Genomic DNA, 20,431 nt, shown 5'->3' on the forward strand with positions numbered 1-20,431 from the left:
TGATTATTAAATAGTAAATCAAATGGGAAATTTAGATTCTTGGATTTGTGACGGCATTCCCAAAAACGGCTTAGAATATCCTCAAGCAAAAGGGCAACACTACCCCTGTGAGAATTTTAGCTCAGTTTGCCCCATTTGTAATTTACCGCAAGAAGCATCGTTATTAACGCCTTATACAGGCGCTACTCGTATTTCTTCCCCTAACAATGATGCCACAAGAGTTTCTCCTCCCAGTAATGATGCCACAAGGGTTTCTCCCCCTAATAATGATGCCACAAGAGTTTCTCCAGCGCCCTCCAACTATCATAAAACAAATATACCGCCCCCGCCTTTTTTAGATGATGATAGCCAGAAAACTGGCATTTCAGGGGGGAAAGTTGAGGAAAAACAGCCACCAAAAAAAGGGAATAACTTATTAAATCTTGGCATTGGTATAGGTATAGGCGTAATAATTTCAGGTGCTTTTGGAGTTGTGGGTTATCAGTTGTTAAATAAAAATAGTGCCAGTGATAACGGTAATAATATCACCGCAGTGAAAAATCCCAATAAAGCACAAATTATCTCCCTAGAGTCAGAATTGCCAGAATTTATCAGTCAAGGGGAAAAGATTTTATTTGAATCAGGGGATGTCAAACAACAAGCTGTGGAAGCCTTTACTCAAAAAAACTGGGCTGAAGCTGTAACTTTATTGGAGCAGTACATAGCAACTAACTCTACTGATCCAGAAGCAAAAATTTATTTACAAAATGCTAAAGCCAATCAAAACGGCAATCCCATGACAATAGCCGTAGCCCTAGAAGTCAACAGCGATAATAATTCCGCTTTGGAAATACTACGGGGAGTAGCCAGTTATCAGGAAGATTTTAACAAGCCTAGAGTTGCTCCAGAAGATAGACTATTAGAAGTGGTAATTATTGATAGTAGTGACTACAATCAAGCCGAAGCCCTTGCCCAAGAAATGATTAGGGCGACAAAAGTGTTAGGAGTCATGGGTTACGGTGTGGATATTGGTAGTCAACAGGCGCTGGATAAGTATAATGACAGTGATTTAGTGGTACTTTCTCCCCTCACCAGTAGCGTAACGGAAGAGGATAATATTTCTATACTGAAAAGAATCTCACCCCAAGAGAAATCTAATGAATTATTAGGAGATTATTTAGCATCGGTTAGTGACACATTGCTGACATTTGCTAATGATTTTAACTCTCCTCCCCGTGTGATGTTATTTTATCACTCTGATAATCCCTATGGAATGCAGTTACGAGAGAAAATGTTAGATGCTTTACCTAATTTTCAGGGAGAATTAGTCAAGGAAATTGATCTTAAAACTAATAGTAATCCCCAAGAGGCTTTAAATGATCCGGGAGATACTAATACTATTTTTCTCGCTTTAGGGCAAAATGAGCTTACTCCTGCCATTGAAATTTTAAAGGTAAATAATCATTTCTTGACGGCGGTAGGTAGTGACGAGTTGTTTCATCCTAATACTTTAACGCAAGGAAAAGAAGCGGTGGATCAGTTAGTATTAGCTGTGCCTTGGAGTTTTAATCCTGATGACGAATTTGCGCAAGAGGCGGAAAAAAATTGGCGTGGGCGAGTTAGTTGGCGCACCGCCACCGCTTATGATACTACTAAAGCCTTAGTATATGCCATTGCTTCTAATCCTGAGCGCCGGGCTATTGCTAAAGCCTTTAAGGATGGTATTCGTTTACCTGATACTACTACGAAGTTTCAGGTTTTTTCGGAAGTGCCTTTGGTACAAGTAGTGCCGGGCAAAAGTGGGTCGGGGGGCGCTGGTTTTCAGTTTGAATCCATTGATTAATGAGGCTTTACTATCGTATCTGCGATATCAAGTTCAGGTAATCTGTGATAGAAACCATATTATTTTTGTCAAGGAGAAGGAAAACTTTTTTCAAAACATTGTTATCAATGATTTTTACTAAGATTAGCTTTAGCCAAGAGAGAATCAGCAAAAGCGATGGCTTCCGTGGCAGAATGCCCACCAGTTAACTCCGCTAACTCATTGCGCCGTAAATTTTGGTCATCAAGAGATGTTACCTTAACAATAGTCCTAATATCCTTTTCACCGTTTAAATTAGATTCTATCAAATGTTTACTAACTCGGAAATGATGATCTGCCATAGCCGCCACGAGGGGTTGATGGGTGACACATAAAACTTGATGCTGTTGGCTTAATTGGTGCAGTTTTTCCGCAATGGCTTGGGCGACTTTCCCCGAAACTCCAGCGTCAATTTCATCAAAAATTAACGTTTTAGCATCGGTTTTGGTTTGGCTAAAACAAGATTTGAGGGCGAGAAGAAAACGGCTCATTTCCCCTCCTGATGCTGTCATGGCGAGGGGTTGTAATTCTTCCCCCGGATTGGGGCTAAAGTAGTAATCCACTTGATCAGCGCCCGTCACCGTAGGGTTAATGGGGGTAAGACGACATTCAAAGATCACTTTCTCCATGCCCAAAGGTTTTAATTGTGCCGTTAATTGACTCTCCAGATTACTACTGGCATGGTGGCGCATTTGGCTTAATTTTTCACACAGAGCAAGGGTTTCCGTTTTAATTTCCTCATATTCTTGCTCTAAATCCTCGATGGAGCGTTCATTTTTTTCTAAATCTAATAATTCCTGTTGCAAACCGTGATGATAATTAATTACTTCCGCTAAACTAGGTCCATATTTGCGACAAATACGCTTTAGTGTCCTAATTCTTTCCTCTACCTCCACCAATCGCTCTGGATCGCCTTCTAACGCTGAACCATAACTATGAATTTGATGTCCAGCTTCGACGATTTGATTCAGCGCCCCTTGCACCATTTCTAAAATACTGGTTAATTCCTTATCATAGTTTGCCATATCTGTCAAGACTTTTTCCGCTTCTCCCAAAATGTCAGCCCCTGCCTTCTCTTCCCCTTCCCCCTGATAAAGCAAGTTATAGGCTTGATAACTGAGTTGTTGCAACTCTACCACATGGGTAAGGCGATCGCTTTCCGTTTCGAGGGTGTCTAATTCATCAGCATCCTGAAGCCTCATGCTATTTAATTCTTTGATTTGATGCTTTAGTAAATCGAGACGTTGTAACCTTTGTTGCTCAGATTGTCGGCGCGAAATTAACGCTTCTTCCGCGCTGTGCATTTTGCTAAATGCCACTGCCACTAATTTTCTTTGTTGTAAGATTTCTTGCCCCCCATAGGCATCTAATAAGTCTCGTTGAGGGGCGCTGGAAAACAATTCCCCTGTTTCTCCCTGCACGGTAATTTCTAATAAAAGCTCTCGTAAAGCATTAATTACCTGCTTATTAACTAATACGCCATTTACTCGACAACGGGAACGAAAATTCCCATTTTTATAAGTTAACTCCCGACTACAAATTACAGTACCATCATGGAAAGACTCTAATTGTTGTAATTCTAACCATTCTTCCAAATTAGGATAACAAAGAAAAGTACCTTCAATTACCGCCTTAGTTTCGCCGTGACGAATCATGCGATTACTGGCTTTTCCCCCCAATACCACATCAATCGCATCAAGAATAATTGATTTACCAGCGCCCGTCTCCCCAGTTAAAACATTCAAACCTTTTCCCAATTCCAGATCAATATGATCCACCAAGGCAAAATTATCAATACGAATAGTAGTTAACATCAATTTACGGATACATGGATAATTACTCAAAAGGGCAAAGGGCAAAGGGCAATTTACGCACCGATGATAAGTATTAAAAGTTCATAACCCATAATTCATAATTCTTACTTCCCTTTTGATTACCGATTATGGTTATGATAAGTGAAGATAAAATATGGTTAAAAGATGATGGTACAAGCAACTTGGAATGGTACGATTTTAGCGCAAAGTAATCAATGTGAAGTAGTGGAGGGTAATTATTATTTTCCCCCTGACAGCATCAATGAGGAATATTTTAAACCTAGTGATACCCATACTACTTGCGGTTGGAAAGGGGTTGCCAGTTACTATACTGTTGAAGTTGATGGTCAACAAAATCCTGATTGTGCTTGGTATTATCCCGATCCCAAACCAAAAGCCAGTAATATTAAAGGTTATATTGCTTTTTGGAAGGGTGTTAAAGTTAGTTGATTAGTTATTTTCAAATATTACTCCCCTCTCCTGTGGGAGCAGGGCGTTTTCATTCTCAAAAATGTTAGTTTCTCAAACTAGCCAATAATCTGAAATTCAGAGGTTTTTAACTACTAATAAATCAATTAATAGTAAAAAATCCTCCTGTCTCCCTGAATCTCCCCCCTTTTTAAGGGGGGTTGGGGGGGATCATCCTTATATTGTCTTCTTGTCAAAAACAAATCAATTTTGATCCTGACTTTGAAAACACCCTGCTGTGGGAGAGGAGTTGGGGGTGAGGGCAAAGCATTTTGAGGCTTACTTACTTATTGCCTATCTTCACTTGACGACTTATGTCAAGTTCGGATAATTATTTACAAATAGATTATCTCTTCGCCTTACACCCACCGTGTAATGAATTACACGGCTAATATATCCCGTTCAATAAATTGAACTAAGATTATTTTTAATTGATTTATAAGTGATCGCGCAGCGGCAGCCTTCGGCTGATCAAACGAACTTGATATTAAAGCCTTACCTATTGCCTCTTGCCTGTTGCCTCTTGCCTACCTCTACCAATAAACTTAGATACAAACTAACTTAATACATCATGACTGAGGTTATTTCTGGGGTTGAGTTATTTAATTGGTATCAAGATGCACGGCGACGGGCGCTTTTTTTGGCTATTTCGCCCCTAGAAATTGACCTTTTTTTGCAATTTTATACTAACCTTAGTAATCTTGATCTTAAACTTAAAAATTATCAAAATTATCATACTATTGAGTTATTAATTAGTTTTGAAGAATTAAAAGCAAAATGGGATTTAAGAATAGAAAAAAGAGTCCCTATTCAGTATTTAATTGGTAGTTGTTTTTGGCGAGATTTAACTTTAAAAGTATCTCCAGATGTATTAATCCCTCGACCAGAAACGGAGTTAATTATCGATATAGTTTTAGACCTTATCTCTGAAAATCCTTCTTTAAGAGCAGGAAACTGGCTTGATCTGGGAACTGGTAGCGGCGCCCTCGCCCTCAGTTTAGCAAAGCATCTTGTCAATAGTAATATTTTTGCGGTGGATAAAAGTCGAGGGGCGCTGTCTATTGCTCAAGAAAATAGTCATCTTTTAAACATTACCAAAAATATTTATTTTCGTCTCGGCAATTGGTTTGAACCAATTACGGATTTACAAGGGAAAGTAAGCGGTATTGTGACAAATCCCCCTTATATTCCCAGTGAAATCATCGGAGAATTGCAACCAGAAGTAGCAAATCATGAACCGAGAAGGGCGCTAGATGGTGGAGAAGACGGTTTAAGAGATATACGTCATTTAATCACTACAGCGCCCTCCTACCTCATTCCTAATGGTATCTTAATAATTGAGATCATGGCAGGACAAGCACCCATGGTGATGGACTTATTTAAACAAGAAAATCAATATGATGATGTTACTACTTATCATGATTTGAGCGGTGAAGGGCGCTTTGTCATGGGAAAAAAAAGTAAAAGTATTATTAGTTAGGGGTTGCTGAAAAAGTGGTGTCGTTAGGGGAGTGGGAAGTGGATAGTGAAAAGGGTTATCAATTAAAGACTTTAGATTTACTCGTAAAATCAATCTTCAAAGTCTTTACACTTCTCTGATTATGTTTAGTTTAAAATTTTTCAGCATAACCTATTTACGAAATAAAATTAAGCCAAACCAATTATTTGTATCAGTCCAATATTTAACTGTTTTTAAATTAAATAATTCAAGATTTTTAGTTATATTTTCTAATTGAAATTTACGAGAAATTTCCGTTAATATAAAATCATTAGCTGTAAAAATAACTTCAAAATCTAACTTTTTGAAATTTACCCTATGAGGTTTTTGGCATTTTAAATACATCTCAATTTGACTTTTTTGTTGATTAAAAATCGCTTCATGATGCCATAAATCAAGATCAAAATTACCTAAAAAACGATCATTCAAGTGAGATAACATATTGAGGTTAAATTTTGCTGTAATACCCTGAGAATCATTGTAAGCCTTCTCTAAAGTATCCACTGATTTCACCAAATCGACTCCTAGCAAAAAATAATCTCCCTCTTGAAGAATCATATCAAGTTGATGAAAAAACGAATCACATTCTTGAGGAGTAAAATTGCCTAAACTACTACCCAAAAAAATAATTAATCGATGGGGTAAAGAATGGTAAGGTAACTGCTTTAGGGCTTGTTCATAAGTTCCAACTAAGCCGATAATGGAAAGGTAAGAATAGTCTTTCTGTAATTGAAAAGCCGTTTTTTCTAACATTGTACCACTGACATCGATAGGCACATATTGCCATGGATTACTTAATTTCTCGTAAGCGTTTAACAGTAAACGGGTTTTAGTGGAGCTTCCGCTACCTAATTCTACCAGTTGACATACTCCCGTCAGAGAAGCAATTTCTGTGGCTACATTTGAGAGAATGGCAGTTTCGGTGCGAGTGGGATAATATTCGGGTAGTTGGCAAATCTGCTCAAACAATTGAGAACCAAGATGGTCATAAAAGTATTTTGGGGGTAAACTTTTGATGGTATTGCTTAACCCCTCTCTGATTTCTTTCCCTTCATCAACCATCAGGGAATTATGTGCTAGTCGTCTAATTTCGACTGGTTTTTGTTGATTAGCTAATGCCATCAGTTTTATTTCTGTTTAAAATTAACGTCTTGGGGTTAATTTTACCAGATGGTTAGAGTTGGCGAGTAATTTCTTTTAAACGGTTTTTTAATTCGTCACTTTCTCTGACTTGTTGGGTAATTTGATTAAATTGATTAATACTCAAGCCGTTTTTACGGACGATACTTTCTGAGATTTGACAGTAATCTGTTACCATGGTGCGGGCGCTGGTAGGTAACTGGGTGATGTTTTCCTGTTGATGACAGGCTAATTGATTAGTTTGCCCTTTCCCTACAATGCCTTCTACTTTAGCAAATGTTGCTTGTCTTAATCGCTCAATTTCTACGGCGGCGCGCGCATATCTCTGTAATTCATCATTACTTATATTTTGTGCTAAAACTTCATTCTCTTGGGTGAGTTGATGATTAAGGCTATCATATTGGGGGGTTACTCCTGTGAAGACTCCCAGCGCACTCAACCCTATTACCAAGAGGATTTGAGGAGAGGATATTTTTATTTTCTGCCAACTATTCAATTTAGTAACCATAATATATGTGGATAAATAATCAATAATAAGATAATTTGAGCTTGATAGAACTGTTTTTTGGTGAGAATATTCAGCTTATTTCTTGGCTATGTTACTATCATAGATTGATTTATTAAATTTTAGTTCCCTTCTTTTCTTCAGGTGTCAGGTGTCAGGTGTCAGGTGTTAGGTATCAGGTGTCAAGCACTTTACTGTTTTAGGTTTCGTGTTACATAGTTTAATCGAAAAACTAAGTCAAGAGAAAAAAATTAAAATTTAAACTCAGCAAAGCCAAAATTACTAATTTGCCGATGTCCACCATTTGCTATCTTGGAAGGGATATAACTTTAGTAACATATTTGAGGGGAAACAGCTATCAGTATGAGTAAAAACTCCACCATTAAAAAATTTCTACCTATTGTTGTGGCTTTTGTGCTAATTGCCATCACTGCGTTAGTGTTTATTAATCAAACTTTTAATAATTATCTTGCCAGTGGTGGAGTGAAAAAAAATCCTGATAGCACTATTTTCATCTCTCGACAGTCTCCCTTCATGGTATCCCTTTTAGTTAATCCTGAAAAAATCAATCTTTTACCTAATTTTTTACCTACTAAAAGTGATCAAAAAAAAGTCCTTCAAGCCGTAGAGCAAATTAGAACAAAATTACTAAATAAAGTTAAAATTGATGATCCCGAAGCCTTAAAAGACTGGTTAGGAGATGAGATAACTTTAGCAGTAACATCCCTTGATTTAGATCATAACCGAGATAACGGCGTTCAAACGGGATATTTATTAGTAGTAAAAAATAATAATCCTAGTTTAGCTAGGGAATTTTTGCGGGATTATTACGCTAAACAGGCAGTATCCACGGAAGCTAAATTAATTTTTGACACCTATCAAGGGGTTAATCTAATTTATCAAAAACCCAAAACTGCTGATATTCCCCAAGTTGCCGCCGCCGTTATCGCCAATTATACTCTTTTTGCGAATGACTTACTGGTATTAAAGGATGCTATCAATAACGCCCAAGCCATTAATCTTAATTTATCTCATTATCAACCTTATGGGAGGGCGCTGGAAACCATCACGCAACCTAAAGTTAGTCTAGCTTATCTTAATTTACCGGCTACTTCTGCTTGGATTACGAGTCAACCTTTACCAGAAAATCAACCCATCGAACAAAATTTAATAATTTCTCTCGCTGTCAGTGAAAATGGCTTAATAGCGCACTCCGCTTTATCAGGAGTAACAGGAAATGAAAATCAACCACCGGCATTAAACCATCCCCCCAGCGCCCTTCAATATATCCCTGATGATAGTATTTTTGCTACCAGTGGGGTTAACTTGCAAGGGTTGTGGGCGCTGATTAAACAAGGATTACCTGAAAATAGCCCTTTGCAACAACTTATCACCCAAAGCCTGAAACCCTTACAATCTTCTCTCAATTTAAATTTTGCAGAAGATGTTTTTCCTTTAGTAACAGGAGAATATGGGTTATCCCTGTCGATAGATAAAATGACTCAAGAATTAGACTGGCTATTTGTCAACGAAAATCTAGGACAATCATTAGGAGAAAACTTTGATCTAATTGCTCAAAATAGAGGTTTAAGTGTTGGCAAATTACCATTAGAAAATACCACCATTACCGCTTGGACAAAATTAGTTACTACAGCTGAAAATAACTTTGCAAAACTAGAAGCTCAAGTTAAAGGAGTTCATACCCAAAAAGACACTTACGAAATTATTACAAACTCCGTGGACACTTTAAGCGATCTTTTAGCAGAACCGGAAAAAAATCTTTTAAATAACGAAATATTTAAGGAAACTATTGCTGATATGCCTGTAGAAAATAATGGTTATTTTTATTTACAATGGCAGGAAATAGAACCTTATTTAATTAAGGAATTTCCTATTTTAAAAGTAGCTAAATTAAGTTTTAAACCACTATTTGATAACCTAAAATCTCTGACTATTACCAGTGAAGGCACAGAAAATGGAGTAACACAAGCCACTATTTTTCTTGACCTCTTAAAATAGTTTAACGTCTCTTTTAAGCATAGCTGTAAAGGTGTCAGGTATCAGGTGTTAGGTATTAGGTTTGAAAATTACCCCTGAAACCTGCAATCTGAAGCCTGAAACCTAGTCATCTTTTAACCTTTGCCCTTTTTTATCTTTAAGTTTCAGAAGGGGATTCTTGATTGAGTAGAGGGGAAAAATAAGCCACCAGCGCCCCTAACACAAACCCCATCACATTCCGAAAAAGAGGAAGCCAGTCGCTAGTACGAGTAACCACAGGTCCCATCCCGAAAGCAATAAACAAAATACCCCACAAAGGAGAAATAATTAGCACCCATTGCCATGCGAAAACTTGTCCTTTTTTGCGAGGAAGCGCCGCTAAACCAAAAATAACGCCACCAACTACAGAAGTAATCAAAGTTAAAATCCATTGCTCTTGAGGTAATCCCGGTACAACCAAACAACCACCATCAGCTAAACAAGTTTTAACAGTGCCAAGTGCAGTGACGATGGAATTATTTTCACCATTTTCTCGTACATAATACATATTACCGAAACGAGTTTGTAATTCAATCCAAAAAGTACGAGGTAAAAGAGGGTAAACATTATCACCAACACTAAAAGCTAGTAGATTTCCTCCTCTGCCGTCAGCCACCAATAACACACTTTGATCATCTAAATTCCAAAAAGGAATTACCGCTCGTCCCGGAGATTGATCATATTGAGTCAAAACCCTTAATTTCCAACCTGTTTCCTGTTCAAAGGTTTCGATTTGTTCAATTAATGATTGTTCTTGTAAATCAGGTAAATAATTGGCTAAATCTACCACAGGAGTGACTTCTGCCGGTAACAGTTCAGGATTATTCACTGCCGAAGCAGGATCGGGGTTAACCAACCAAGTAGCCAAAGATAAGATACTAACAATCAAGACAAGGGTAATTTTCTGGAAGGGGTGATTTTGCATAGTTATTCAGGAAGTATTACTTTTTTTATTTTTTTCTTTAAGATTCTTTACAAATCTTAACTTTAATTTTAACAAAAATTACTCAATTTTAAGGGTTTTGAGTTGGAGACATATTGCGGATGGCACTAATTTGCCATTCATTATTCTGACGTACAACAATAAAGGTACTCCACAAATTTCTGATGGTATTATTATTAAGTTCTATCTGATAGCGCGCATCTACAATGGCTACACTGGCATCCAATAATCTAACTTTTTCGATGGTAATTGTTCGTTTACCTTGATTTTGATTAGAACTGCGTAACATACCATTTATCGAACTTTCTATACCCCTTCGCCATTCTCCCGAAGAAGCTAATTGGTCAATATCACTGGTTAAAATTTTCTCTAATTCAGTAACATCTTTATTTTCTCTGGCTCGGTTATACTGCTCTATTAGTAAGTAAATGTCTTCTTGTTGAGGAGTTAATGTTTGTGCATCTTGAGCTACTGCTGATGAAATAGATGAGACAAAGGTAAAGAGAATCAGGAAAATATTAATAGTAAGACTTTTATTTTGCTTTTTCATAAAATATTGAAGTAGGCTTTGCTGAATTTTGATATTATCACCTTAGCTTTAAATTCCACTGTAGCTTAAAAAATAGCAAAAATATACCGATGTATGATTAAATAAAAACCGTATCAATCAAGGAGTTTACAGTCATGGATTTATCTCGCATTCCCGCACAACCTAAACCCGGTATCATTAATGTTTTAATCGAAATCCCCGGTGGTAGCAAAAATAAATATGAATTTGATAAGGATATGAATGCTTTTATCCTCGATAGAGTGTTATTCTCTTCCGTCAAATATCCTTATGATTATGGCTTTGTACCTAATACCCTCGCTGATGATGGCGATCCTTTAGATGGTATGGTACTTATGGATGAGCCTACCTTCCCCGGTTGTGTCATCGCTTCTCGTCCTGTGTGTATGTTAGAAATGATAGACGGTGGCGATCGTGATGAGAAAATTCTTTGCGTTCCTGCTGATGATCCTCGCTACAATCATGTTAAATCTTTAAAAGATATTGCTCCTCATCGTTTGGAGGAAATCGCTGAATTTTTCCGCAGTTATAAAAATTTGGAGAAAAAGGAAACTAAAATTTTAGGTTGGCAGGATATTGATAAGGTAGCGCCCCTCGTCGCAGAATGTGTTAAAGCCTATCAATAGGTAATTTGGGGAAAGGGAGAGGGGGAAGATTATGAATTATGAATTATGAATTTCCTTTGCCCTTTTAACTTATTATCAATTACCCATTGTCTATTATTAAATGTTCGACCAAGAAGCAAAAATTAACGATTTATTACAACCTTTTCAAAAGTTTGGGATTAATCTGGGTTTAAGTCGTATTAAAACACTACTAAAAGACTTAGATAATCCTGAACAAAAAGTGCCATTTATTCATGTGGCCGGTACTAATGGCAAAGGTTCTGTTTGTGCTTATTTATCTTCAATTCTCACGGAAGCAGGGTATAAAACAGCGCGCTTCACCTCACCCCATCTCGTTAGTTGGACTGAAAGAATTACCATTAATAATCAACCTATTAGTTATGAAAAATTAGCAGAATTATTAATGCTAATTAATGATAAAATTAAGCAAAGAATTGCGGAAAATGATCCTAATTATGAAATTCCTACTCAGTTTGAAATAATAACCGCCGTAGCATGGCTCTATTTTGCTCAGAGTAAGGTGGATATAGCCGTTATGGAAGTGGGTTTAGGAGGGCGCTTGGATGCAACTAACGTTAATGATAACCCCCTCGTCAGCGTGATTACATCCATCAGTCGAGAGCATTGGCAAAGATTAGGGGATACGTTAGGGAAAATTGCGGGAGAAAAAGCCGGAGTGATTAAAGCCCAGCGCCCGATAGTAGCTGGAAAATTACCAGCGGAAGCCGAAGCGGTGGTAAAAGAAAAATCCAGCGCCCTCCACTCTCCCTGTCGGTGGGTTGAACCAGCACAAATGATCTCCCTTGCACCACGACGCGCCATTTATCAAGGTTTTGAGTATCCTTTGATGTTGCAAGGTGATATACAGTTGCAAAATTCTGCCTTGGCGTTGGAAGTAATCAAGGTTTTGCAATCACAAGGCTGGGGGATTTCTACGGAAGCGATAAGAAAAGGAATGGAGGAAGTGCGCTGGGCAGGGCGCATGGAGTGGCGACAATGGCAAGGAGTGGATATTCTCATCGATGGGGCGCATAATGTGGCTTCGGCTGAAGTGTTACGCCACTATGTGGATAGTTTACCGAATCCCATTATTTGGGTGATGGGAATGTTATCAACAAAGGATCATCAAGGCATATTTGAGGCAATTTTGCAACCCCAAAACCATTTAATTTTAGTACCAGTACCTGACCATAGTAGCGCCCTTCCCCTCGATTTAGCGCCCCTCGCCTCACAGATATGCCCTAATTTAGCAACCGTTGAGACTAAAGACGATTTATTTTTAGGGTTGCGGAGGGCGCTGGATTTAAAACAAAAAACACAAGGTACGATTGTACTATGTGGTTCATTGTATTTATTGGGTCATTTTTTAAAAATACAGGGAGTGAAATCATGACATGGATAATTAATTGTCAATTATCCAATCTATTCTCAATTATCCATTACCTTCACGATTCCACTCTTTCATCAACGGCTATTTAATTCCTAATAATTCCACATCAAAAATAAGAGTAGCATTAGGAGGAATAGCGCCACCAGCGCCCCTCGCCCCATAACCTAAATCGGGGGGAATAATCAAAGTGGCATTACTACCGACATTCATTTTTGCCACACCCTCATCCCAACCTTTAATGACTTGCCCTACCCCAATGGTAAAGCTAAAAGGTTGACCACGATCTTTTGAGCTATCAAATTTTTTGCCTCGTTTAAAACCTTCTTCGGCAAGATAGCCGGTGTAATGCACCGTTACTTTTTGCCCTCTAGTGGGGAATTCTCCCTCTCCAGCTTGGGTTTCCAAATACATTAAGCCAGTGGCTGTGGTTTGTGCTTGTGATAAATCGATGTCCATATTTCCTTGGGGCATAAGTTGACTAGCAGAAGCTACCGTGATGGGCGCTTCCTTGGTGGTTGGCATAGTTTGAGGGGCGCTGGCATTTACTTTGGGATTACTAAAAATCGTGCTAAAAATTAATAGTACCGCACATACCAAAATCACACTTAAACTAACTACAATGGGTTTCATATACGATAAAATATCTTGAAATCAGTTACATTATCCTTGATTTTTGTTCTAATGTCACTCTTTCTAAGGGCAAAGTTGAAAGGTTAAAAGATGACTAGGTTTCAGGCTTCAGGTTGCAGGTTTCAGGTGTAATTTTCAAACCTAATACCTAAAACCTTTATTTGACAAGGGTTTTGATTTATTCAGCCCACCCACCCTAATTAAAAATAATCTTAGTTCAATTTATTGAACGAAATACCATTGGTTCCGTGTAATTCATTACACAGTGGGGAAATTACGAAGATAAAATATTTTTATATTTAAACTAAAGTTAATGTAGCTTGATTGTCAATAAATTGAGGAATACCATTAATTTTATTCACGCCAAATTGTTGAAAATATTGATTAACTAAAAAAGGTAATTCAGGATAATTAAACTCACTATCACCCTTAGCTATATCACCCCAAAAATTACGCATTATTATTGCATATTCACAAGCATTATCCTCACTCAAATTAAGAGGAGGGGATGTTAATAACTTCATGATAAAAGGAAAAGAGCGCCCTCCCATCCACTCTCGGCAAAATAACTGATAATCTTCTTTTTCTGGTAAACTTTCTACATGGTGAGAGGTAAAACTTAAACATAATTCCCCATGATTATCTTGTAACTCTAACACTCGATAAGGACTAGGATAAGTAATTAATGAACCTGTGGTAATTTCATAAATATTGTGATATTTACTAACATCTTGAATGTGTAAATGTCCCGTGAAAATTAATTTTACGTTATATTTTTCTAAAATATCTAACAATTCCCAGCAATTATCTAACATATAACGTCTGCCGAGAGGATGTTTTGATTGATGGGGTAAATGCTCAATGACGTTATGATGAATCATCACCATTACCACTTTATCCGCTAATGATGACAGGGTATCTTCTAACCATATCAGTTGAGAAGGTAATAATCCCCCTTGTTGTTTGCCTTCTTCATCAAAATAATTAGAATTTAACGCCACTAATTGCAAATGGGGCGCTATTTCGACAGTGTAGTCCAGAGTATCGGTATAATTTTGATAACCACATTGTGAATAATAGTCGGCAAATTCCCTAAATTTAATTACTTCAGCTGGAGGATTTAGGAAAGGAATATCATGATTACCCGGTATGACATAAACGGGATAGGGTAAAGAAGTTAATTTTTTTTGTAACCATTGATGATTGACTGCTTCACCATCTTGAGTCAAATCGCCGGGTAACAGTAAAAAATCGAGGTGGAGATTGTTAAGGTGATTTAAGACTGCATCTAATGCGGAGGTGCTATACTGCGTTAAGTGGAAACGGTTGGGCTTGTCTTCGATGGTTTCTGGTAAGGCAATATGCAAATCAGAAGCGATGGCAAAGCGAATATTCATCGTAAAATTACTTTTCTGACGGTTTCATTTTTCAGTTTAACTTAGGCTTTGGATTATTTGCCTCTAATTTTATTCATTTTTAAGTCTATATCAAGTTCTGTAAATCTTTTATAAAAAGATTGTGTCTTCGCAATTTACCCACCGTGTAATGAATTGCTAACGGTGTTTCGTTCAATAAATTGAACTAAGATTATTTTTAATTACAGCATTTTTCATGTCATTAAACTACACTTTTAATTGTCATAAAGATTCTCTTTGCGCCTTTGCGCCTTTGCGAGAAAAAAAACGTGGTTGATTCATTTGAAATGCGCTGTAATTTATAAATGATCAAATGGACTTGATATAGGCTAAGTTACATTTAATTTACTGTTTTTATTAACAAGGGGTTTAAACCCCTTGACTATATACAATTAATTTTGCACGATAACTTACTACTGTTTAGCACTGTAACAGATAGCACAGACTCCCCAGCGCCCGATTTCTCCGGCTGGAGTGGGTGCGTGACAACAAGGACATTGAGGGAGGAAGGGCGCTTGTGTTTTAATATTATTTAACCACTGTTTTAGTGCTTCTTGGGCATTTTCTGACACGGGAATATCCTCATCTAAGGAAACAGGGGAAATCAAACTAGGATGGTTAGGGTTGGTATCTGCTTCTGGTTCGGAGGGCGCTTTTTGATACCATTGAATAGTAGTAAATCTTATATCATCGAGGCATTCATCAAGACGGCGATTAATTTTTTTAAGCAGGGTATAGCGTTGTAGAGTAAGATTTTGAGCATAAACAGAGCTAGAAGTTGCCACTAAGAGAGTATTATCTTTTAAACCGATAGGTTTAGTATTTTCCGCCACTGATTGATTAACCACTGCAAACCATGCCTTTACAAATTGATGGTATCTTCTTTGTTTTTCCCATTGAGGTTGATTAAGGATTTGTTGTAATAACTTATCAATAGATTGAAAGGACATTTTTTCTCTCAGATTATCGGTTATGTAGGTTGGGTTAGCCATAGTGTAACCCAACAATAATTTTATCTAACTGATTGACAAATAATATTCTTAAATAAAATGATTAAGAGTATTATTTAAGCGACTTAAAGCAATATTTTTTTGATGTAATAAAACTAAAGTTTGAACTAAGTCAGGTCCATGTAATTCTCCAGTTAAACCTACTCTTAATGAGCGCATAACTAAACCTTTTTTAACCTTTAAATCTTTAGTAATTTGTTTAATTAAATCATTAGCATTTTCACTATTTAAATCTTCAGGTAAATTCGCCACAACCTTTTGTAAAACTTCCTTAATTCCCTCTTGATTCAAAAATTCTTCAGCTTCTGCTGATAAATTTACGTCAGTTGCAAAAAATAAACTAGCTTCTTTTACCGCATCCGTTAAACGAGTTAAAGTAGGTGTAATTAAAGTAGTTAAACTAAGTAACCAATCCTTATCGGTATGGAGGTTAAATTGATAACCAGCGCCCTCCCACTGACATAATAAATCAGGTAATAAATCTTCAGCAGACATTTGATGTAAATACTGACTATTAAGCCAATCTAACTTATCCCAATCGAACTTTGCACCGGCTTTATTCACCCTTTCTAAACTAAATTTTGTCGATGCTTCCGTGAGAGTAAAAATTTCCTCCCCATCCGGAGAAGTCCAGCCCAATAAAGTCATATAATTAACTAAAGCAGGGGCAACAAAACCCATACTACGAAAATCATCAATAGATGTTACACCATCTCGTTTAGAAAGTTTTTTCCCTTCACTATTTAAGATTAAAGGAGTATGGGCAAAAATGGGGACAGGGGCGCTGAGTGCTTCATAAAGTAAAATTTGTTTAGCAGTATTAGCAATATGATCTTCTCCTCTAATAACATGGGAGATATTCATGTCAATATCATCCACCACTACCGCTAAATTATACAACGGTTGACCCACTTGATCCCCTTGGGCGGTGCGCGCTATTACCATATCACCACCTAAATCACTACCCTGCCACGTCACCTTACCCCTTACCATGTCATGCCAAGTGATTACCCGACTATCATCGATTTTAAAACGAATTACCGCTTTTCTTCCTTGCGCTTCAAACTCGGAAATTTGAGCAGGAGTTAAATTACGATGACGGTTATCATAACGTGGCGCTTGGTTATTAACTTTTTGTTTCTCTCTCATCTCTTCTAATTCTTCTGGGGTACAATAGCAACGGTAAGCATAACCCCCAGCTAATAATTTTTTGATTGCCTGAGTGTATAAATCCATTCTTTGGGTTTGGAAAAAAGGTCCTTCATCCCAAACTAAACCAAGCCATTGTAAACCACTGGTAATATTATCAGTATATTCCGCCTTCGAGCGCTCCATGTCTGTATCTTCTACCCGTAAAATAAACTTACCGCCTTGATTATGGGCAAATAACCAATTAAAAACGGCGGTGCGCGCTGTGCCAATGTGAAGGTTTCCCGTAGGAGAAGGTGCAATTCTGACTCTAACCGACATAATAATATATTTTTTTTAAATAACTACTGTTTTTTCTACAGTCTCTTATTTTAACCTCTTTCTCCTCTTCTTCCCCTTCCTCCCTTTTCTCCCTTTCTCCCTTTCTCCCTTTCTCCTTGTCATCCTTGCGAAAAAAAAAGAGATCAGCTATAATGATTAACTGTGTCATCTTGGAGAGGTGGCCGAGCGGTTGAAGGCGCAGCACTGGAAATGCTGTTTGGGGGTAACTTCAACGAGGGTTCGAATCCCTCCCTCTCCGTTCTTTTTAAGTCTTTTATGATACAACAATTAGTGGTAGAGACGTAATATATTACGTCTCTATCATTGTTTTGAGGCAAATTTTTATGTTCGGATAATTTGTTATCTTCGCACTTTCCCCACCGTGTAATGAACTACACGGCTAATAATATTTCGTTCAATAAATTGAACTAAGATGTTAATATTGCTAATTTGTAAGTGATCGCGCAGCGGCAGCCTTCGGCTGATCAAACAGACTTGATATTAGCCATACTATACGGGGATAGTCAAATCTAATAATTATCCATTATCAATTGTCAATTATCACTATCGATTTTGCATTTCTAAGTAAACCAATAAGGCATTAACATCCGCAGGATTTACTCCTCCAATACGAGTAGCTTGTCCAATGGTTAAAGGTTTAACTTTTGTTAATTTTTCCCGTGCTTCCATTGACAAAGTTTCAATTTTCATGTAGTCGAGATTTTCATTTAATTTACGATTACTATGGCGCGCCACTTGTTCGATTTGAGTTTGTTGTCTTTTGATGTAACCGGAGTATTTGATCTCAATTTCAGCGCCCTTCGCCTCATCCTCAGTCAAATCGGCATTATGCAAACCGTAATGAGCGAGATTTTCGTAATGGAAACCCGGGCGCCGTAACAAATCAGCGAGGGTAATTGAGCCTTTGATTTTTTGCTCAGTATCCGTCACAATTTGCACCGCAACGCCATCTTTTTCCTTGATACGAGTTTCGTATAGGCGCTCCTGTTCAGCGATAATATTAGTTTGTTTCTGTTGATATAATGCCCAGCGCCTGTCATCAATTAAGCCAATTTCGCGCCCTAGAGGCGTTAAACGTTGATCTGCATTGTCAGAGCGTAAAATCAAGCGATATTCCGAACGAGATGTTAACATCCGATAAGGTTCACGCAAATCCTTGGTACATAAATCATCAATTAAAGTTCCTAAGTAACTTTGTTCTCTCGGAAAAACGATCATTTCCTTGCCTTGGGTGAAGCGCGCTGCATTAATTCCAGCTACAATCCCCTGCGCTGCCGCTTCTTCATAACCAGTGGTGCCGTTAACTTGCCCTGCGGAAAATAAACCCTCAATTTTTTTCGTCATTAGGGTAGGATAACATTGGGTAGCTGGTAAAAAGTCATATTCCACCGCATAAGCCGGGCGCAACATCACACAATTTTCCAAACCGGGTAAAGTGTGCAACATTGCCAGTTGGATATTTTCAGGTAAACCAGTGGAAAATCCTTGGATATATAACTCAGGAATATCCCGCCCTTCCGGTTCGATAAAAATTTGGTGGGAATCCTTATCCGCAAAGCGCACGATTTTATCTTCAATACTAGGACAATAACGAGGTCCTTTGGAGTCGATAAAACCGCCGTAAATAGGTGATAAATGCAAATTATCTTTAATTAATTGATGGGTGGCTAAAGTAGTGCGAGTAAGATAGCAGTTCATTTGTTCTCTCTCGACCCAAACTTCTGGGTCAAAACTAAACCAGCGCACGTCACCGTCAGGGGGTTGTACTTCCATTTTGCTATAATCTACGGTGCGCTTATCGACGCGCGCTGGAGTACCAGTTTTCAGCCTTCCCGTTTCAAAACCTAAATCGTTAAGAGTCTCAGTCAAACCGATAGAAGCAAATTCCCCCGCCCTACCGGCACTCATGGATTTACCACCAATCCAAATTTGACCATGTAAAAAAGTTCCTGTAGTCATTACCACAGTTTTAGCTTTAAAACAAGTGCCAAAATAGGTTTGTACTCCCACAATTTCATCATTTTTGCCTAAAATTAAATCCGTTACCATGGCTTCACGGATGGATAAATTAGGCTCATTTTCGACAATATTTTTCATAACATGGGCGTATTCGCGCTTATCCGTCTGCGCCCGTAAAGCCCACACAGCAGGACCACGAGAGTTATTTAAGAGCCTTTTTTGTAAATAGGTGCGATCCGCCATTTTGCCGATTTCACCCCCCAATGCGTCCACTTCATGGGTAAGCTGAGATTTTGCCGGGCCACCCACCGCAGGATTACAAGGTTGCCACGCAATTTTATCTAAATTCAAGGTTAACATCATGGTACGACAACCGAGACGGGCAGAAGCTAGGGCTGCCTCACATCCTGAATGGCCACCACCAATGATAATTACGTCAAATTCATCTTGATATTCTACGGGGGTTTTAATGGTCATATCACCTTTCGTTCTGCAAATCTTATACTCTTTATTATGATAACCTGAACCTAAGATAAGTAGGCTTTACAAGGAGTTTAAAATCCTAATTCCCATAAATTATTTGGGATTGTCACATCTTAATTGTGTAAACCAAGATGTCAATAACTGGCGACATTCTCTCTCTTTGATACCGGCAATGACTTCTAAGTGATGATTAGAGGCATGGCTATCGGGTAAGTTTAACACAGTACGAATAGCGCCCGTCTTCTCGTCATCTACCGCATAAACTAGCGTTTTGAGACGACTATGGAGGAGGGCGCCAGCGCACATCGCACAAGGTTCAAGAGTAACATATAAAGTACAATCATCTAAACGCCATCGGTGGAGTGCGCTACAAGCCCGACGAATGGCTATAATTTCGGCGTGCGCCGTACAATCTTGATTAGTTTCTTTCAGATTAATCCCCTCAGCTATGATGTTATTGTTAACATCTATAATCAGCGCCCCCACGGGAATTTCACCCATTTCTCCAGCTTTTTTAGCTAAATCATAGGCTTGATTCATCCAATATAAATGTTGTTGATAAACTGATTCAAAAGACATTAACTTAATTGATAATTGATAATGGCTCAAAAAGG

17 protein-coding genes and 1 tRNA gene are annotated in these 20,431 nt (G+C 38.0%); 7 read left to right on the forward strand and 11 right to left on the reverse strand.

Annotation, left to right across the window (positions count from 1 at the left end):
* Window positions 1–22: 22 nt before the first annotated feature.
* The gene (locus IGQ45_15285) at window positions 23–1,822 is read left to right on the forward strand and encodes an amino acid ABC transporter substrate-binding protein (GenBank protein ID MBF2058533.1); all 1,800 of its coding nucleotides are present in this window, start codon (window positions 23–25) and stop codon (window positions 1,820–1,822) included.
* A gap of 104 nt (window positions 1,823–1,926) precedes the next feature.
* Here IGQ45_15285 and recN read toward each other — a convergent pair whose 3' ends face one another.
* Complete coding sequence (gene recN, locus IGQ45_15290) at window positions 1,927–3,654, reverse strand: DNA repair protein RecN (GenBank protein ID MBF2058534.1); 1,728 nt, start codon at window positions 3,652–3,654, stop codon at window positions 1,927–1,929.
* Window positions 3,655–3,822: 168 nt separating this feature from the next.
* On the opposite strand from recN, the gene IGQ45_15295 reads away from it, so the two are divergent.
* Both IGQ45_15295 and prmC read left to right on the forward strand, forming a co-directional pair.
* Window positions 3,823–4,104: a DUF427 domain-containing protein gene (locus tag IGQ45_15295; GenBank protein MBF2058535.1), complete on the forward strand. Its 282-nt coding sequence runs from the start codon at window positions 3,823–3,825 to the stop codon at window positions 4,102–4,104.
* Between the two features lie 589 nt (window positions 4,105–4,693).
* The gene (prmC, locus tag IGQ45_15300; protein MBF2058536.1) at window positions 4,694–5,602 is read left to right on the forward strand and encodes a peptide chain release factor N(5)-glutamine methyltransferase; all 909 of its coding nucleotides are present in this window, start codon (window positions 4,694–4,696) and stop codon (window positions 5,600–5,602) included.
* A 150-nt stretch (window positions 5,603–5,752) separates the two neighbouring features.
* Here prmC and egtD read toward each other — a convergent pair whose 3' ends face one another.
* Window positions 5,753–6,742, reverse strand: coding sequence for an L-histidine N(alpha)-methyltransferase (gene egtD, locus IGQ45_15305; GenBank protein ID MBF2058537.1), 990 nt, complete (start codon window positions 6,740–6,742; stop codon window positions 5,753–5,755).
* A 52-nt stretch (window positions 6,743–6,794) separates the two neighbouring features.
* On the reverse strand, window positions 6,795–7,268 hold the full coding sequence (locus tag IGQ45_15310) for a DUF4168 domain-containing protein (GenBank protein ID MBF2058538.1): 474 nt from the start codon (window positions 7,266–7,268) through the stop codon (window positions 6,795–6,797).
* A 378-nt stretch (window positions 7,269–7,646) separates the two neighbouring features.
* Between IGQ45_15310 and IGQ45_15315 the strand changes: the two genes are divergently transcribed.
* Window positions 7,647–9,284, forward strand: coding sequence for a DUF3352 domain-containing protein (locus tag IGQ45_15315; protein ID MBF2058539.1), 1,638 nt, complete (start codon window positions 7,647–7,649; stop codon window positions 9,282–9,284).
* Between the two features lie 136 nt (window positions 9,285–9,420).
* On the opposite strand, the gene IGQ45_15320 is transcribed toward IGQ45_15315, so the two are convergent.
* Window positions 9,421–10,227 (reverse strand): TPM domain-containing protein, encoded by an 807-nt coding sequence (locus tag IGQ45_15320; GenBank protein ID MBF2058540.1) that lies wholly within the window; start codon window positions 10,225–10,227, stop codon window positions 9,421–9,423.
* 88 nt (window positions 10,228–10,315) lie between these two features.
* Complete coding sequence (locus IGQ45_15325; GenBank protein ID MBF2058541.1) at window positions 10,316–10,795, reverse strand: nuclear transport factor 2 family protein; 480 nt, start codon at window positions 10,793–10,795, stop codon at window positions 10,316–10,318.
* A 134-nt stretch (window positions 10,796–10,929) separates the two neighbouring features.
* Here IGQ45_15325 and IGQ45_15330 point away from each other — a divergent pair, with 134 nt between their 5' ends.
* On the forward strand, window positions 10,930–11,439 hold the full coding sequence (locus IGQ45_15330) for an inorganic diphosphatase (protein MBF2058542.1): 510 nt from the start codon (window positions 10,930–10,932) through the stop codon (window positions 11,437–11,439).
* A 100-nt stretch (window positions 11,440–11,539) separates the two neighbouring features.
* Window positions 11,540–12,832 carry a bifunctional folylpolyglutamate synthase/dihydrofolate synthase gene (locus IGQ45_15335; protein ID MBF2058543.1) on the forward strand — a complete coding sequence of 431 codons (1,293 nt, stop codon included), beginning with the start codon at window positions 11,540–11,542 and terminating at the stop codon, window positions 12,830–12,832.
* Window positions 12,833–12,910: 78 nt separating this feature from the next.
* Here the strand turns inward: IGQ45_15335 and IGQ45_15340 are convergent, their stop codons facing one another.
* The 4 genes from IGQ45_15340 to IGQ45_15355 form a co-directional block, all read right to left on the reverse strand.
* Window positions 12,911–13,459 carry an FKBP-type peptidyl-prolyl cis-trans isomerase gene (locus tag IGQ45_15340; GenBank protein MBF2058544.1) on the reverse strand — a complete coding sequence of 183 codons (549 nt, stop codon included), beginning with the start codon at window positions 13,457–13,459 and terminating at the stop codon, window positions 12,911–12,913.
* Window positions 13,460–13,758: 299 nt separating this feature from the next.
* Complete coding sequence (locus tag IGQ45_15345) at window positions 13,759–14,856, reverse strand: metallophosphoesterase (protein MBF2058545.1); 1,098 nt, start codon at window positions 14,854–14,856, stop codon at window positions 13,759–13,761.
* Window positions 14,857–15,287: 431 nt separating this feature from the next.
* Entirely contained in the window at window positions 15,288–15,824 is a 537-nt protein-coding gene (locus IGQ45_15350; GenBank protein ID MBF2058546.1) for a DUF721 domain-containing protein, read from the reverse strand.
* Between the two features lie 90 nt (window positions 15,825–15,914).
* Window positions 15,915–17,354, reverse strand: a complete 1,440-nt coding sequence (locus tag IGQ45_15355; protein ID MBF2058547.1) for a glutamate--tRNA ligase — start codon at window positions 17,352–17,354, stop codon at window positions 15,915–15,917.
* A gap of 172 nt (window positions 17,355–17,526) precedes the next feature.
* Between IGQ45_15355 and IGQ45_15360 the strand changes: the two genes are divergently transcribed.
* Window positions 17,527–17,613, forward strand: a tRNA-Ser gene (locus IGQ45_15360).
* Window positions 17,614–17,918: 305 nt separating this feature from the next.
* Here IGQ45_15360 and mnmG read toward each other — a convergent pair.
* Window positions 17,919–19,811, reverse strand: coding sequence for a tRNA uridine-5-carboxymethylaminomethyl(34) synthesis enzyme MnmG (mnmG, locus tag IGQ45_15365; protein ID MBF2058548.1), 1,893 nt, complete (start codon window positions 19,809–19,811; stop codon window positions 17,919–17,921).
* Between the two features lie 99 nt (window positions 19,812–19,910).
* Window positions 19,911–20,396: a nucleoside deaminase gene (locus IGQ45_15370; protein ID MBF2058549.1), complete on the reverse strand. Its 486-nt coding sequence runs from the start codon at window positions 20,394–20,396 to the stop codon at window positions 19,911–19,913.
* Between the last annotated feature and the right edge of the window lie 35 nt (window positions 20,397–20,431).

This window comes from Cyanobacterium sp. T60_A2020_053 (genome assembly GCA_015272165.1).
Lineage (GTDB): Bacteria > Cyanobacteriota > Cyanobacteriia > Cyanobacteriales > Cyanobacteriaceae > Cyanobacterium.